This window comes from Micromonospora sp. NPDC005979, from assembly GCF_040614415.1.
In the GTDB taxonomy this organism is placed as follows: Bacteria; Actinomycetota; Actinomycetes; order Mycobacteriales; family Micromonosporaceae; genus Micromonospora.
Map to the genome: position 1 here is coordinate 692,136 of NZ_JBEXUR010000001.1, position 16,059 is coordinate 708,194.

At 72.0% G+C, this 16,059-nt stretch carries 13 protein-coding genes and 1 pseudogene; 2 read left to right on the forward strand and 12 right to left on the reverse strand.

The window, feature by feature from the left end; genetic code table 11:
• Positions 1 to 167: 167 nt before the first annotated feature.
• Positions 168 to 3,518, forward strand: a complete 3,351-nt coding sequence (locus ABZ272_RS02820) for a S8 family peptidase (RefSeq protein WP_355048169.1) — start codon at positions 168 to 170, stop codon at positions 3,516 to 3,518.
• Positions 3,519 to 3,567: 49 nt separating this feature from the next.
• On the opposite strand, the gene ABZ272_RS02825 is transcribed toward ABZ272_RS02820, so the two are convergent.
• Together ABZ272_RS02825 and ABZ272_RS02830 are read right to left on the reverse strand one after the other, a co-directional pair.
• On the reverse strand, positions 3,568 to 4,053 hold the full coding sequence (locus ABZ272_RS02825) for a DUF2231 domain-containing protein (protein ID WP_355048170.1): 486 nt from the start codon (positions 4,051 to 4,053) through the stop codon (positions 3,568 to 3,570).
• Positions 4,054 to 4,153: 100 nt separating this feature from the next.
• Positions 4,154 to 5,167 carry an SEC-C metal-binding domain-containing protein gene (locus ABZ272_RS02830; protein ID WP_355048171.1) on the reverse strand — a complete coding sequence of 338 codons (1,014 nt, stop codon included), beginning with the start codon at positions 5,165 to 5,167 and terminating at the stop codon, positions 4,154 to 4,156.
• Positions 5,168 to 5,284: 117 nt separating this feature from the next.
• On the opposite strand from ABZ272_RS02830, the gene ABZ272_RS02835 reads away from it, so the two are divergent.
• The gene (locus ABZ272_RS02835) at positions 5,285 to 7,354 is read left to right on the forward strand and encodes a phosphocholine-specific phospholipase C (RefSeq protein ID WP_355048172.1); all 2,070 of its coding nucleotides are present in this window, start codon (positions 5,285 to 5,287) and stop codon (positions 7,352 to 7,354) included.
• Between the two features lie 337 nt (positions 7,355 to 7,691).
• On the opposite strand, the gene ABZ272_RS02840 is transcribed toward ABZ272_RS02835, so the two are convergent.
• From ABZ272_RS02840 to ABZ272_RS02885, 10 genes and pseudogenes are all read right to left on the reverse strand, one after another.
• A complete protein-coding gene (locus ABZ272_RS02840) occupies positions 7,692 to 8,927 on the reverse strand; it encodes a hypothetical protein (protein ID WP_355048173.1) in 1,236 nt (411 codons plus the stop codon).
• A gap of 46 nt (positions 8,928 to 8,973) precedes the next feature.
• The gene (locus ABZ272_RS02845) at positions 8,974 to 9,813 is read right to left on the reverse strand and encodes an aldo/keto reductase (RefSeq protein WP_355048174.1); all 840 of its coding nucleotides are present in this window, start codon (positions 9,811 to 9,813) and stop codon (positions 8,974 to 8,976) included.
• Between the two features lie 45 nt (positions 9,814 to 9,858).
• The gene (locus ABZ272_RS02850; protein ID WP_355048252.1) at positions 9,859 to 10,353 is read right to left on the reverse strand and encodes a hypothetical protein; all 495 of its coding nucleotides are present in this window, start codon (positions 10,351 to 10,353) and stop codon (positions 9,859 to 9,861) included.
• A 38-nt stretch (positions 10,354 to 10,391) separates the two neighbouring features.
• Complete coding sequence (locus tag ABZ272_RS02855; RefSeq protein WP_355048175.1) at positions 10,392 to 10,886, reverse strand: DUF2231 domain-containing protein; 495 nt, start codon at positions 10,884 to 10,886, stop codon at positions 10,392 to 10,394.
• A 92-nt stretch (positions 10,887 to 10,978) separates the two neighbouring features.
• Positions 10,979 to 11,221, reverse strand: coding sequence for an ATP-binding protein (locus tag ABZ272_RS02860; RefSeq protein WP_355048253.1), 243 nt, complete (start codon positions 11,219 to 11,221; stop codon positions 10,979 to 10,981).
• 223 nt (positions 11,222 to 11,444) lie between these two features.
• Positions 11,445 to 12,269, reverse strand: a pseudogene (locus ABZ272_RS02865) (histidine kinase dimerization/phospho-acceptor domain-containing protein); the annotation flags it as partial.
• Positions 12,157 to 12,825, reverse strand: a complete 669-nt coding sequence (locus ABZ272_RS02870) for a response regulator transcription factor (RefSeq protein WP_355048176.1) — start codon at positions 12,823 to 12,825, stop codon at positions 12,157 to 12,159. The gene ABZ272_RS02870 and the pseudogene ABZ272_RS02865, both read right to left, overlap by 113 nt.
• Before the next feature lie 46 nt (positions 12,826 to 12,871).
• A complete protein-coding gene (locus tag ABZ272_RS02875) occupies positions 12,872 to 14,674 on the reverse strand; it encodes a glycoside hydrolase family 15 protein (protein WP_355048177.1) in 1,803 nt (600 codons plus the stop codon).
• Positions 14,675 to 14,701: 27 nt separating this feature from the next.
• Positions 14,702 to 15,178 carry a hypothetical protein gene (locus tag ABZ272_RS02880; protein WP_355048178.1) on the reverse strand — a complete coding sequence of 159 codons (477 nt, stop codon included), beginning with the start codon at positions 15,176 to 15,178 and terminating at the stop codon, positions 14,702 to 14,704.
• 189 nt (positions 15,179 to 15,367) lie between these two features.
• Positions 15,368 to 16,054 (reverse strand): hypothetical protein, encoded by a 687-nt coding sequence (locus ABZ272_RS02885; protein WP_355048179.1) that lies wholly within the window; start codon positions 16,052 to 16,054, stop codon positions 15,368 to 15,370.
• Positions 16,055 to 16,059 lie beyond the last annotated feature (5 nt).

A 16,059-nucleotide genomic window follows, 5' to 3' on the forward strand; every position in this document is an offset into this window, starting at 1 on the left:
AACCGAATCGACATCGAACCAGGTAGGTCGTCGACACATGACAGGCAACGTTGTCTCGGTGGACGAAAAAACCGTCTTCGCGACCTCCCGAAGATCCGTCGCGCCGACCTATGATCTTGCAAATGTCGCCCAAGAGGCGCCATTTGTCCACATGAGACAGGAGCGACATGCTCAGGAGAACACGCTGGCTGCTGGCCGTCGCCGTGACGGCCACGGCGCTGACCGCCGTGCCCGGCGGCACCGCCACGGCCGGCCCCGGCGGTATCGCCGGCACCGACACACCCCGCACCTCCCCGGACGGCAAGACGCACACCGTCACCCTGCTGACCGGCGACGTGGTGACCGTCCGCAGCACCGGCTCGGGCTGCCCGCAGGTCACGATCCGGCCGGTCGACGAGAACGCGGTGATCGACCAGAGCTGCGGCCCCGACGGTCACCTGCACGTCGTCCCCGCCCGTGTCGCGTCCCAGGTCGGCTCGGTCCTCGACCCCGACCTGTTCGACGTCACCGCGCTGATCGCCGACGGGTACGACGACGAGAGCACCAGCCAGCTGCCGGTCATCGTGCAGCCCGCCACCGCCTCCGCCCGGGTGGCCGCGCTCGCCGACGTGCAGACGCTGTCCAGCATCGGCGCGGTGGCCGGCCACGTACCCAAGAAGAGCCCGGCCACCGCGAAGCTCGCGACCAACTCACTGCTGGCCGGGGCGAAGAAGGTCTGGTTGGACCGCAAGGTCCGTGCCACCGCCCTGCCCACCGCCGCGAAGCCCGCCGGCCTGGACCGTAACCTGACCCAGATCGACGCGCCCGACGCCTGGAAGGCCGGCTACACCGGCAAGGGCGCCCGGGTCGCGGTGCTCGACACGGGCGCCGACTTCAGCCACCCGGACCTCGCCGGGCGGGTCGCCGAGCGGGCCGACTTCACCGCCGAGGGCGGTGACGCCGTCGACCACAACGGCCACGGTACGCACGTCGCCTCGACCATCGCCGGCACCGGCGCGGCCTCCGACGGCCAGCGTCGTGGCGTCGCGCCGGACGCCAAACTGGTGATCGGCAAGGTGCTCGACGACCACGGCTCCGGCGAGGACTCGGGCATCATCCTCGGCATGGAGTGGGCGGCCACCCGGGCCGACGTCATCAACATGAGCCTCGGCGGCAGCCAGGCCGACGACGGCAGCGACCCGCTCTCGCTCGCCGTCGACGCCCTCAGCCGGCAGACCGGCACGCTGTTCGTCATCGCGGCCGGCAACAACGGCGCGCAGATCTCCTCGCCCGGCTCAGCCGCCACCGCGCTCACCGTCGGGGCCGTCGACCGCGACGACAAGCTTGCCGACTTCTCCAGCCGGGGCCCGCTGATCAACAACCACGTGGCCAAGCCGGAGCTGGTCGCGCCCGGCGTCGACATCGTCGCCGCCCGTGCCGCCGGCACCAACCTCCAGGACCCGATCGACAGGTACTACGAGTCGCTCAGCGGCACCTCGATGGCCACGCCGCACGTGGCGGGCGCCGCCGCGCTGCTCGTCCAGCGGCACCCCGAGTGGACCGGCGAGAAGGTCAAGGCGGCCCTCGTCGGCGCGGCCGACCCGTTGACCGGCATCGACCCGTACGCCATGGGAGCCGGCCGCCTCAACGCGGCCCGTGCCCTCGGCGGCCCGACCAGCGACCAGCCGGTGGTCAACCTCGGCACGTTCGCGTACCCGCAGTCCGGGACCAGCGAGACGAAGCTGAGCTGGACCGGCGGGTCCACCCCGGCCACGACGGTCCTCGACCTCGACGTGTCGGTCGTCAACCACGACGGCCAGAGCGTGCCGCGTGGCGCGGCGTCGCTGTCGACGAGCCGGGTGACCCTCAAGCGGGGCGCGACGGCGGCGGCGACGCTGCGGATCAACCGCGCGGCGCTGGGCAACCGGCCGGGCCTCTACATCGCCACCGTCACCGCCCGCACCGGCCACACCGTGGTCGCCTCCACTCCGGTGAGCTTCTACGTCGAGCAGCCCAGCTACGACCTGACGATCCACACCAAGCCGATACCCGGCCTGCGCGACGGCGCGGACGCCTGGGTCAACCTCATGGTCGCCAACCTCACCGACCCGCTGCTGTTCTGGGGCGGGGGCGGCGGCGTGCCCGGGGAGACCTTCACCCTGCGGGTGCCGGCCGGACGGTACTCGGTGCTCGGCGCGTCGATCGCCTACTACGTCGACAGCGACGTGCAGGAGAGCACCCTCACCGCGGCGGGTGACCTGGACGTGCGCGGGCCACGGACCGTCACCCTCGACCCGGCGCAGGCCCGGCCGGTCACGGCGACCGTCGACGGGGCGGCCACCAAGACCACCCGGACCGACCTCACCACCTTCCAGACCGCGGTGAACGGCCTGCCGTGGTGGCACCAGATCAGCGGGTTCGGGGTGGCGACGGCGATCCGCAGCACGGCGGTCCCGAAGCCCACCATCGGATCGCGGCGCACCTGGGCGGCCGTCAACATGGACTCGCCGGCCGGTACCGCGAAGCCGTACCGCTACAACATCGTGCACGAGTACACCGCCGGCGTGCCGGCCGACCCGTCGTTCCGGGTGACCAGGGCGGAGCAGGCCCGGCTGGCCCGCATCGACGAGCGGTTCCACCAGACCGACTCGCCGGAGATGTACACCATGCTGGTCCGCCTCGGCGAGACTGCCGACGGGGTGCCGGTGACCCAGACCTTCGAGGGCGTCATGCCGCCGAACCGGACGTCGTACCTCTCGCCGGACATCGTGTGGGCCGATCAGGGTGTCTACGGCGGACTCGGGGCCATGGAGGCGCCGCGCCAGTACCGGCCGGGCAGCCAGCAGTCCAAGGTCTGGGCGCGGCAGCCGCTGCACTCCGACTGGTACGACGACCCGGCCGGTGACGGCTGGAGTTGTGCCAGCCCGCCGGCGCGGACGCGCGGCAACCTGCACCTGGACATGGTGACGCTGACCGACCAGCACCAGCGCGCCGACTGCCTCCAGGGTGAGGCGATCGGCGTGAAGCGCACGCTGTCGCTGTACCGCAACGGCAAGCTGGTCGAGCAGAGCGACCGGCCGATCGCCGACTTCACGGTGCCGCAGGCGATGGCCGACTACCGGCTGACCTTCGACGTCGACACCAGCCTCATCCTGCCGATCTCCACCAAGGTCAGCACGTCCTGGACGTTCCGGTCCGCCGGGCCGGACGGGACCGGCCGCGTGCCGTTGCCGCTGCTCGCGGTCGACTACGCGCTGCCGATGGACCACGACAACCACCCCGTCGGCGGTCCGGCGGAACTGACCGTCCGGCAGGCGCACGGCGTCAAGGCGCAGAAGGTGACGTCGATGCAGGTCTGGACGTCGACCGACGACGGCGTCACCTGGAAGTCGGCCCGGGTCACCGGAAGCGGTGACAACTACCGGTTCGACCTGCCGAAGGTCGCCTCCGGGCAGGCCGTCTCGCTGCGGGTGAAGGCCGCCGGCAACGGCGGTAGCGGCATCGAGCAGACCGTCATCCGGGCGTACCACGCCGGCTGACGGGTGACGTGGTGTCGGCTCGGCTACCGCCGGGCCGACACCACCGCCGTCACTGACCCTCCCAGACCGCCTTCGCGCCGGAATCCCCGGTACGGACCACGTAGTACACGGCGACGGCGGCGGCCACCACCGACAACACCTGCAACGCCAGGGTCACCGCCCGATTGGCGGGTACGCCCTCGGCGGCGCGCGGCGGGACGAAGCGGACCAGGGCCAGCGCCACGATTCCCAGCGCGATCGAGGCGTACAGGGTCAGGTCGCCGAAATCCTGGTGCGCCTCCAGCTTCGGGACGAACTCCGGCGTCACCCGGTTCGCCGAGCGCAACCGCTCGAAGAAGGCGTCCCCGGTGAGCTTCGCCAGCAGCGCGCAGATGGGCGCGCCCACCGCGAGCAGCGCCAGCACCCAGCGCGTGTGCGGCCGGATCGGCGCGACGAGCGCGTAGGCGATCGCCAGGAGCGCCAGCAGCGGCACGAACACGACCGCGGCGTGCAGCACGAGCGGATGGGCGGGGATGCCCTGGAACTCTTCGAACATTCGGCGACTCCTCCGGCCATGGCGGATCTCGATGATCCGCGGCATGGAGGTTATCGGTACCGATCGGGCGTGCCCAGAGTCGCGTACGCGGAGCGACCGCTCAGCTCCGTGAGCGCGGCAGGCAGTCCTTCTTGTACTTCAGGCCCGATCCGCACCAGCACGCGTCGTTGCGCTCGGGCGGCCAGGGCACCCGGGCGGCGGGCCGGGCCGACACCTCGGCCGCGTAGCCGGCCCGGATCGCCGCGTCGGTCGGGTCGCCGTCGCGTCCACGGGCGAACGCGTCCAGGCCGGCCACCGTCGCCCGGTACACGCCCAGCCCGGTCCGGCCGGCGCCGGTCAGCCGTACCAGCTCCTTCTCCAGCCGCGCCCGGTGCGCGTCCCAGTCCGGCCCGTACACGTCGGTGAGCTCGGGGTGTGCGGCGAGCAGCTTGTCGAACTCGTCGCGGGGCCAGAGCAGCAGATCCGACGCGCCGCCCTGACGCTCCGAGACCTGGCGGACGAGTTGGTTCTCCAGCCGGTCGGCCAGGTCGTCCTGCCGGTCGTGCGGCAGGTTGAGGTTGCGGCGTACCCGGTGGCGCTGTTGCAGCAGCAGGAACAGCACACTGGGGGCGTCCGGCGGACCGACCTGCGGGTCTGCCGTCGTGTCGTGCTCGGCGAGCAGCGTGCCGACCGCCTCGCTCAGCCACGTCTCGGCGGTCGACGACCGCCCGGCCGCGTCCAGCGCCGCGCTTAGGTAGGCCGGCACGTCGGGCTGCGTGAGCAGCAACGGACGCAGCGCGGTCAGCTCGGCCATCGCCTCGTCGTCCCGGCCGCCGGCCTGGAACATCACCCGGGCCCGCAGCGCGCGGGCCACGCCCGCCCGGGGGTCGTCCACCGAGGGGTACGCCGCCAGCGCCTGATCCGCGTACCGCAGGGCCGCGTCGGTCCGGGCCCGGATCCGGGCGATCTCGGCGGCGAGCGTCAGGGCGTCCCCGGCATCATCCGGATTTTCCAACCGGCCCTGCTCGACCGCCTCGGCGATGTCGGCCGCGACACCGAGCGGGTCGGCCGCACCGAGCGCCGAGCGGCGCAGTTCGGCGAGGTCAGCCTTGGTGAGTACGTCTCTCGTCGGCACGATCTCACGGTACGTCCGAGGGCTCCCGTCCGGCCCAATTATGGTCATCTGCCGTCAACCCACCCCCGATAGCGTCCGCTCGCCAGTTTCTCGACCAGAGCACACAAAGGCGGAGTTATGGGCACGGTGGATCGGCGTACGTTCCTCAAGGCGATGGGAGTTCCCGCGATCGGCGCGGCCCTCCCGCTGGATCTCAGCAAGGCGCTCGCCATCCCGGCGAACGACCGGACCGGCTCGATCGAGGACGTCGAGCACGTGATCATCCTGATGCAGGAGAACCGGTCCTTCGACCACTACTTCGGCACCATGCGCGGCGTACGCGGCTTCGCCGACCCGCATCCGGTGACCCTGCCGTCGGGCAAGGACGTGTGGCACCAGCCCGACGGCGCCGACGAGCTGCTGCCGTTCCGCCCCGAGGTGAAGAACCTCGGCCAGACCTTCCTGCCGGACCCGCCGCACGGCTGGAACGACGGGCACGCCGCCTGGAACGACGGCCGGTTCGACGGGTGGGTGCCGAACAAGGGTGTCACGTCGATGACGTACCACACCCGGCAGGACCTGCCCTACCACTACGCGCTCGCGGACGCGTTCACCGTCTGCGACAGCTACCACTGCTCGCTGATGGGGCCGACCGACCCGAACCGCTACCACATGTGGAGCGGCTGGGTCGGCAACGACGGCAAGGGCGGCGGCCCGGTCATCACCAACGCCGAGGCCGGCTACGACTGGTCGACCTACCCGGAGCGGCTGGAGCGCAACGGCATCTCCTGGAAGATCTACCAGGACGTCGGCACCGGGCTCAACGCCGCCGGCTCCTGGGGTTGGACGAACGACCCGTACATCGGCAACTACGGCGACAACTCGCTGCTCTACTTCCACCAGTACCAGAACGCGCAGCCCGGCACGGCGCTGGCGGACCGCGCGAAGACCGGCACCGAGATCCGTACCCAGGGCCGCGACCCCGAGGCGCTGCTGGCCGACTTCCGGGCCGACGTCGAGGCGGGACGCCTGCCGCAGGTCTCCTGGATCACCGCGCCCGAGGCGTACACCGAGCACCCGAACTGGGAACCGGCCTACGGCTCCTGGTACGTCTCGCAGGTCATCGACATCCTCGCCTCGCACCCCGAGGTGTGGAGCAAGATGGCGCTCTTCATCACGTACGACGAGGAGGGCGGCTTCTTCGACCACGTGGTCCCGCCGACGCCCCCGCAGACGCGCGAGCACGGACAGTCGACCGTGCCGACCACCAACGAGATCTTCCCCGGCGACGCCGACCACCCGGCGGGCCCGTACGGCCTCGGCATCCGCGTACCCATGATCATCGTGTCGCCGTGGACGCGCGGTGGCTACGTCAACTCCCAGGTCTTCGACCACACCTCGCTGATCAAGTTCCTGGAGACGCGGTTCGGGCACGGCCGGCCGGACCTGGTCGAGAAGAACATCACCCCGTGGCGGCGTGCCGTCGTCGGTGACCTGACCACGGCCTTCGACTTCCGGCACCCGAACCGCTCGCGCGACGTGACGCTGCCGGACACCGACGACTTCAAGCCCGACGACCTGGTCCGGCACCCCGACGAGGTGCCGGTGCCGCCGGCCGAGGGGCGGCTGCCCAAGCAGGAGCGCGGTGTGCGCCCGGCGCGGGCGATCCCGTACGCCCTGCACGCCGACGGACGTCGGGGCGACGGCGACTTCCGGATCGAGTTCCGCAACACCGGCGGCGCGGGAGCGGTCTTCCAGGTCCGTCAGGCCGGCAGCACGGCCGCGCCGCGCGCCTACACGGTCGAGCCGGGCAAGCGCCTGGCCGACACCTGGCAGGTCTCCTCCGGGTACGACCTGTCGGTGCACGGACCGAACGGCTTCTTCCGCCGATTCGCCGCCGGCCGCTCGGATCTCGACATCACGCCCGCCTTCGACGGGCGGGGCGACAAGATCGAGCTGACGCTCACCAACCGGGGGCCGAAGCGGGTCGAGGTGACCGTCCGGGACGGCTACCACTCCCGGCCGGTCACGCTGTCACTGCGCCCCGGTCACACCGAGCGCGCCACCTGGCCGCTGGCCCGCACCCACGGCTGGTACGACCTGACGGTCGCCGTCGCGGGCGACCCCGACTTCGCGTACCGCTGCGCGGGCCACGTCGAGAACGGCAAGGACAGCATCAGCGACCCGGCCCTCGGCGGGCTCGTCTAGCTGGTGCCGGCGTCCACCCGGGTCGTTCTCGGCCCGGGTGGCGCGCACGCCGCAGCCGGCGGTGGGCGACCTGGGCGCGGTGGCCGACAGCGTCGGCGCGGTGGGCGGCTAGTGCCCGGCGGTGAGGCGCGGATGCCCGCGTTAGGCGCGGATGCCCGCGTTGGGCCCGGATGCCAGGGCGGTGGGGCCCGGATGCCCCGGTTGTGCGGCCGGATGCCCCGGCGAGCGTGATGCCTCAGCGGCATCTTGATGCCACACAGTCATCACGCTCGGCCGGGCGCCCGCCCTCACCGAGGTCACCCACGGTGGCGATCAATCGGGTGACCTTGACGCCCTGCTACGGGGTGCGGGCGAGGTAGGCGCGCATCTCCTCCCGCGTTCCTGGGAGGCCGTAGCCGCAGACCAGCTCGGTGACGTTGCCGAAATTCTGACCGTCGATCAGCCATGGCTCGGCCGACCGACTCAGCGTCTCCGCGAGCCGACGTTGGCGGGGCGTGAGGGCATCCGCGGCCGTTCCTGCCGTCGCCGGGCCGTCCGGGAAGGCGAGCGGCAGCGCCACACCCAACGCCGTCAACGACCGTTCGCCGCTGACGGTCGGCAACCGGTCGAGCAACGCGTCGAACGCGCGGTCGGCGTGCCGCGGACCGAGCTGGCGCAGGGCGAGCGCCGCGTAGCCGCCGAGATCGCCACCGAGGAACGGCACCCACTCACCCTCGGGCGGCTCGGCGGGGGCGTCGCCGGAAGCCGCCGACGCCCAACCCAACAACTCCGCGACGGTCGCCGGGTCGGCCGCCGCGCCCAGGACCCGGGCCCGACCGATCGCGGCGGCCCAGCGGACCAGCGGGCGCGCGTCGGTCAGCCACCCGACGTCCGGCGCGGCGCCGAGCAGCCCCGAGGACACCAGCATGGTGGCCACCTCGCCGGGCGTCGCCGCGACCCCCGAGGCGGCGTCGAGCGCGCGGGCCAGCGCGGACACGCTGCCCTCGGCCTCCTCGGGAAACCAGGCGAGGAGGTACGCCGCGACCAGGCGCACATCCGGATCGGAGTGACCCAGCAGGGCGCGGAACACGGGGACCCCGGCGCGCACCGCGTCGTAGGTCGCCAGCGCGACGTACGCCCACAGTCGGCCCTGATCCGTCGTCGACAGTGACTCGACGTAGAGGTACTCGACGTACTCCTTCTGGGTCTCGTCGGTGCCGGTCCACGGCGGCGGCTTGGCCGCGAGCAGCGCGCGCCCGCCCTCGGCGGCCCGGCGATACTCGGCCACCGGGAAGCCGTCCGGTAGGACACCCTCGTCGTACCCGACGGCCAGGGCGCTCAACAGCCCGAGCACCGACGCCGGGTCCGGGGTGGCCGGATCGGTGAGCATCTCCAGCAGGAACGGCACCGCGTAGGCGCTCGCCTCGAACCGGTTTCCCTGGTGGAACACGTTGCCGTAGAGCTCACCCAGGGCCTCGTCCCGGGTGGTCGCATCGGCGGAGAGCAGAGCGCGCAGTTGGCCGGGCACGTCGTCGGCCGCCCCATAGGCGTGGCCCAGCCGCGCCCAGTCGATGTCGTCAAGTCCGTCGAGCACGACCCATGCTCTCCCGGCGCCATGCCAGTCCGGTGTGGCGGGTCGGTCAGAACTCCTCGTACACCGCGGGGTCCTGATCCGACAGCCGCCCATCCGGGCGGCCCAGCGCGGTGATGGCCTCGACCTGGTCGTCGGTGAGCGTGACGTCGAAGACGTCCAGGTTCTCGACCTGCCGCTGCGGCGACGCGGCCTTGGGCAGCGGGATCACCTGGCGGGCCACGTGCCAGGCCAGGATCGTCTGCGCGGTGCTGACGCCGTGCGCGGCCGCGATCTCGGCGATCACCGGGTGCTGTCGCAGGTCGTTGCCATGGCCCAGCGGGCTCCACCCCTGCACCAGGATGCCGTGCTCCCGGTGGTAGTCCAGCGCCTCCTGCTGCGGAAAGTACGGATGCACCTCGATCTGGTTGACCACGGGCGCGACGCCGGTCTCGGCCACCAGCCGGTCGATGTGCTCCGGCAGGAAGTTGGAGAGCCCGATGTGTCGCACCAGACCCCGCTCGCGCGCCTCGATCAGCGCCCGCCACGCCTGCACGTACCTGTCGACCTTGGGGTTCGGCCAGTGGATCAGGTACAGGTCGATCCGGTCGAGGCCGGTGCGGAACACGCTCTCCTCGATCGTGGTCAGCGCCGCGTCGTGGTCGTGGTGCCGCCCCGGCAGCTTCGAGGTGACGATCAGCTCGTCGCGTACGCCGTCGCCCGCGTCCCGCACGGCCCGACCGACCGCGCCCTCGTTCTCGTAGTTCACCGCCGAGTCGAGCAGCCGATAGCCCGCCCGGATCGCGTGCCCGATCGCGTCGACGCCCGCCGAGCCGTTGAGCTGGTACGTGCCGAGCCCGATCGCGGGCAGGGTCGTGCCATCGGCGGCGCTCAGGTGCGGAATCGTCATGATCGGGACCCTACTCGCACGAGTGGCGCGTCATCCTCGGCTGGGTCAACCGTCGATCACCCGTAGGAAGACCGTGCCGCTGCCGGCATCGAGGTAGACGATGCCGTTGTACTGTGCCATCTGCACATACTCGGCGTACTTCGCACTGACCTGCCAGGTACCGCCGGTGGGCAGGAACGGACGCAGTTCGGCGCTCAACGACGCTTCCCAGCCGGGCGGCGCGGGCTGCCACTCGTACCCCTTGAGGATCGTGGCGATGGTGTCGGGCCGCAGGACGACGAGTGCCTCGATCTGCGTGTCGGTCGGGCCCGGCACGGTGAGGCGGCTTTCACCCCCGGCGGTTGCTGCCTTCCAGTGGGCTTCGACGAAGTCGCCGAGGCGCGGGAACCGTTTCGCGATCGGTTCCCTGTCGGTCTGGACCGGTGTCGGGCTCACGCTGGCGGTCCGATCTGGCGGATCGTCGTTGCGGGCGTTGTCGGAGCATCCGGCGAGAGCGACGACGAGCGTCGTCGCCACCAGCCCGGCGCGAAGGCCAACCATCACGGTGTGCTCCTTGTCCGAGCCGGTCGTCCAGAATATCAGTCGTCGTCGCCGTGCCCGGCGGACGCGGCCGGGGTGTTGCCCCAGACCGCCTTCGCCCCGGAGTCACCCACCCGGTAGACCTGCACCAGGTTCGCGGCCGCCACGACCACGGCCAGCGCGGCGACCACCACGGTAACCTTCCCCGTGCTGCCGCTCGGGTTCCCCGCCGGCCGCGACGTGCGGCGGTGCAGCCAGACCAGCGCCACGGCGGCGACGAGCAGCGGTATCGCGAACCAGATCAACGTGTCTCCGAGCTGGGCGTGCACCCCCGGGTCACCGACCCGGTGCTCCAGGTCCTCACCGGTGGAGGAGGCGAGCGGCACAGCGAGCGTGGCCAGCGCGGCGATCACGACGACGAGCGCGCCGTAGCGGCCGCGCCACGACGGTTTGACGGCCAGCGCGGCGACGCCGATCGCGGCCAGCGGCAGCAGGACCACCACGACGTGCACCACCAGTGGGTGCAGCGGCAGGCCATTGACGGTGTCAGGCACAGGATCTCCTCGGCGCTCGGGATGTCACTGCGCGCGACGTTATTGCCGAATTCTTGCGAAGTCCTTGCGGCGTCGAGTTCCCACCCGACGGGTCAGGCCATGGGTAGCAGCAGCGTGAACGTGGCGCCCCGGCCGTGGGCGCCGGTCACCTCGAGCGAGCCCCGGTGCGCCTGCGCCACCTGCTGCGCCAGCGCGAGGCCCAACCCGAACCGGCGACCCGTCCCGGCTGTGCCATGCGCGAAGCGTTCGAAGAGTCGATCCGCCTCGGCCGGGTCGAGGCCGACCCCGTCGTCGGCGACCTCGACGGCGACGCACCCGCACCCGCACGTGCCCACCCGCGCTCACGTGTCCCAGAGCGTTGTCCACCAGAGCGGTCAGCGCCCGCCGCAGGGCCACGTGGGCGCCCCGCACCTGCGCCGTCGCCTCGACCTCGACGCGCAGCTCGACGTCCTGCTCCCGCGCGTACGCCGACATGCTCGCCACCACCTCGCGGGCCACCTCGGCCATGTCGACGACGGTGTCCGGGGGCGGTTTCTGCTCGGCGGCAGCCGACACCAGCAGATCGTCGACGACCTCACCGAGCGCCCGGGTGTCCGCGACAAGCTGGTCGAGCTGGTCGGCGAGCAGCTCCACCGGTTGGGCCCGGGCCCGGCGGGCGATCATCTGCGCCCGGGTGTGCAGCACCGTGAGCGGGGTGCGCAGCTCGTGTGAGGCGTCGGCGACGAAGCGGCGTTGCAGAGTCAGCGCGGTGGCCAGGGGAGCGACGGCTCGGCGGGCGAGCAGAGCGGCAGCCGCCAACGCTCCCGCCAGACCGGCCAGCTCGGCGACGAGCAGCGCGACGCCGAGCTGCCCCTGCCGCTCGCGCAGGGGCGCGAGGTCGGCGGCGACCGCCCAGCGGCTGCCGTCGGGCCGATGAGCGACCAGTACACGGACCGGGTGGTCGTCGCCCGCGTCGGTGTCGAACTGCCCCGGCTGCCGCCGCAGCGCGTCGTCGAGAACGCGCACCAGTTCCGGCGACGCGCTCGGGGTCACCTCGACGGCGTCGGTCCCGGCTGTCCGTTGGGCGAGCACCTGGCCGGGCGGTGGGTCGTCCACGTCCTCGGCCATGGCGAGTACCTGACCCAGCTCGGAATTCAGTACCCGGGACTCCTGACGGCTGGTGAGGACGAACATCAACGCGCCGACCAGCAGCAGCACGACGCCGATCGCCCCCGCGGTCTGGGCCACGCTGCGTCGACGCGCACGAGTCAGCCGGGCCTCGTTCACGCTGTCAGCCCGTACCAATGCGGTAGCCGAGCCCGTGCACCGTACGGATCGCGCCCCGACCGAGCTTGCGGCGCAGGTGATGGACGCAGGCGTCGACGCTGCCGGGGGCGTCGGCATGGGTGAAGGCCGTGCTCAGCAGCTCCGCCCGGGTGAAGACCTTCAGGGGTCGGCCGGCGAGTGCCCGCAGCACGGCGAACTCGCGGGCGGACAACGGAATCTCCTGACCGTCGTCGAACACCCGCCGGTTACCCACGTCCAACCAGCGCCGTGGACCCAGGGGCAGTCGGCTCGCCACGTCCTGATGACGGCGGCGCAGCGCGCGCAGCCGGGCCAGCAGCTCCGGTACCTCGAAGGGTTTGACCAGGTAGTCCTCCGCGCCGGCGTCGAGCCCTTCCACCCGGTCGTCGAGGGCGCCGCGGGCGGTGAGCATCAGCACCGGGGCGGTCACACCGCGTCCGCGCAGCGCGGTGACCAGGCCCAGGCCATCCAGCACCGGCAACCCCCGGTCGATGACCATGAGCTGGTAGTCGCGGGCCAACGCCTGGTGCAGGCCGCTCTGCCCGTCAGCGGCCAGGTCGACCTCGTACCCCTCGTCGGTGAGCAGGTCGGCGAGCAGCGCGGTCAGCGCACGGTCGTCCTCGACCAGCAGCAGGCGGGGGCGGGCACTCTCCACCGGCCCATTATCACGGGGTGCGGGGGCGCTGGCCGTGCGACTCCCCTCAGACCGGCCCGGAATCGCCGACGGGGGCGTCGCGGATGGCGAGCGCGGCCTGGACGAGCGCGGCGTGGGTCAGCGTCTGGGGGTAGTTGCCGAGGTGGGCGCCCGTCGCCGGGTCCACCTCTTCGGCGTAGAGGCCGAGGGGACTCGCGTGGTCGACCATGGCCTCGAACAGCTCGACGGCCTCGCGGCGACGCCCGGTGCGGGCCAGGGCCTGAACGAGCCAGAACGAGCAGGGCAGGAACGCGCCCTCGGTGCCGGGGAGGCCGTCCCGCCCGGGCGGGTAGCGGTAGAGCAGTGGACCGCCGGCGGACAACCGGTCCCGGATGGCGTCGATGGTGCCCCGTACCCGGGGTGACCCGGTCCGGTCCATGCCGAGCAGTGGCAGGACGAGCAGAGCCGCGTCGAGGTCCCGGGAGCCGTACGTGCGAACGTAGCTGTTCGTGCTCGGGTCGACGCCACGCGTCCGGACCTCGGCGGCGATGGCGTCCCGGGACCGCTGCCAGCGTCGACGTTGCCGGTCCGACAGGGCGTGCGTGTCGGCGATCGCCAGGGCACGATCCAACGCGAGCCAGCCCATGAGCTTGGAATGGACGTGTTGGGCGGGCTCGCGTACCTCCCAGATACCGGCATCGGGCTCCGGCCACCATTGGCTGACCACGTCGGCGAAACCGCGTACCGCCCGCCACGTCTCGGCATAGAGGCGGTGTCCGGCCTGAGCGAACGCCCAGGCCGCGTCGATCACCCAGCCGTAGCCGTCGAGCTGGTGCTGACCGGCGGCGGCGTTGCCCACGCGTACCGGACGGCTGTCGAGGTAGCCGGGCCACCCGGAGAGGTCCCGTTCCGCCGGTACGTGTCGGCCATGCAGGGTGAGCAGCGCGGGCAGGCGTGGCCGTTGCAGCCGGCTGGCGTGCAACAGCCAGGCGAGGAAGCCCTGGGCCTCGTCGGCCTTGCCGACGCTGAGGAAGGCGCTGACGCCGATGCTGGCGTCCCGGGGCCATACGTAGCGGTAGTCCCAGTTGCGTTCCCCGCCGGGATCCTCGGGCAGGGACGTGGTGGGCGCGGCCACCGGCGCTCCCGAGGGCGAGTAGGTGAGCAGCCGCATCGTGAGCAGGCTTCGTACGACGTGCTCCCGGAAGGGCACCCGCTCGTCGATCTCCGCGGCCCAGGCACGCCAGCGGGCCTCGTCCGCGACGAGCAGGTCCCAGGCGGCCGTCGGCTCGACGTGGATCACCGGTTCGCGGTAGGCCACGGCCAGGACGAGGGTGACCGGACGACCCGGCCGCACCGTGACCGGAGTGGGCCGGCCCGGTTCGATCCCGAACGTGGGCGTGCTGTCCAGCGCGACAGCCAGCGCCCCCCACTCACACACCAGGGAGTGCCGCCGGTGCTGCACCCGGGGCCGGCGGTGCCGCACGCCCAGGCGGGGATCGAACTCCACCACCGCGTCGACCGGTGCCCGCTCGGCCTCCAGCCGCCGCACGATCAGCGTCGTGGGCAGCAGGCGACCGGTGACCTCGGCGACCATCGCCTCGGTGAGGCGGAGCCGGCCGCCGCCCACCGCCCAGGTGGTCTCCAGCGTGGCGGTGTGCTGCCGGTACCGCCGCTCGACGGCAGCGGCCGGCCGGGCCGGGCCGACCCGGAACGTCCCGGCGTCCGCGCCCCCGACCAGCCTCCCGAACAGGGGCTCGCCGTCGAAGCGTGGCACGCAGAGCCAGTCCATCGCGCCGTCACTGGCGACCAGGGCGGCGGTACGCGTGTCGCCGAGCAGCCCGTAGTCGCTGATCGGTCGCTCACCGGTCACGGCGGTCGCTCCTCGCCGAGCGCCGGGTTACCGGGCCTGCAGGAGTATCCCGAGAGCGACCCCGTAGACGACGTGGACGACAGCCGTGACCAGGGGCGTCTGGACGCCGTAGTTGAGGGCGAACAGCCCGGGCGGCTCCAACACCGCCGTGCTGGCCGGTCCCGCCCGCTGCGACGCCATGCGGGGGTGGACACCGGGAAGCAGCGGCAGCAGCACCGTCAGGGCGATGCCGACGTGCACGATCCCGAGCAGCGCTCCGATCCACCAGGTGGCGCGGTACAACAGCGCGAACGTGCCCGCGTACCCGAGGGCGAAACCCTGACCGGCGCACAGGTGCAGGAAGAACCCGACGACCCGGGCCCGGTCGGGATCGGCGGTGACGAAGGTCCCCAGCACCAGAGGAAGGTCGAGCCGGGTGAGGCCGGCCAACTGAGCGGTGATCATCGCCGCGGTGAGGACCGCGGTGGCGACCAACCCGAACAACGCCCATCCGGCCCAGTCCATCTCAGCAGTCGGCGACGCCGCGGGCGTGCTCGGTCATCGGTCATCCTCCGGCTGAACAGCGCGCAGTCCACGGCCCAGACGCCCACCCACCCGGGCGCCCGGTTTATCACCATAAGCCACCGAACCAGTCGTGCTGACCTGCTCGCCCAGACCTGCCTCAACGATCAGGGCTCGTTCGCTGCGCGTCAGTCACGGCCAGGACGGCGGAGGTGGGCCGAATGCGCGACGACTTGCCCGCACGGCCAGAGCGGCGAGAGCAGCGTTGGCGCCACCGCCAATCACCGCGCCGATGCCGAACGGTGCCACTCGGCCGAGCACAATGATCCCCTGCTTGGTCCCGAACTTGGTGATGAAGTGCTTTCCCAGGACCTTGTTGATCTGTCGTAACGTCTCAACGGGCACCTTTGCGACAACCTGACGTCCCCAGTGTTGCCCGGTGCGCTCGGCTACCTTGGTGATGGTGGCCGACCCTGATCCGCCGAGCATGATCCCCATGACGATCGTTCGGCGGCGTTCGACCTCGTCGATGCGGACTCCGTGGACTTCGGCGATCGAGAGCGCGAAGAGGGCGCTCAGCTGAAGCGACGACAGAGCTTCGCCCGCCGACAGCGCCAGTGCCACGCCCGTGCCGACGCCCGGTGCCGCCGCGGTTCCGCCGACGGCAGCTCCCGTCCCGGTCAACGCGCTGATGTACATGCGCTCCAGGTTGCGGACCACCTCGGCCGGTGTCGCCTCTGGGTTCCGCTGGCGTGCCCGGGCGATGTTCTTCTGCACCAGTGGGCTCTGCAGTGCGATCGCCTTGTCCAGCACGTCGAGGACCCGCTGCCCACGTCCGGCCGTCTCCGGGCCTGGTCCATCGGGGACATCGTCTGCCATGCCTT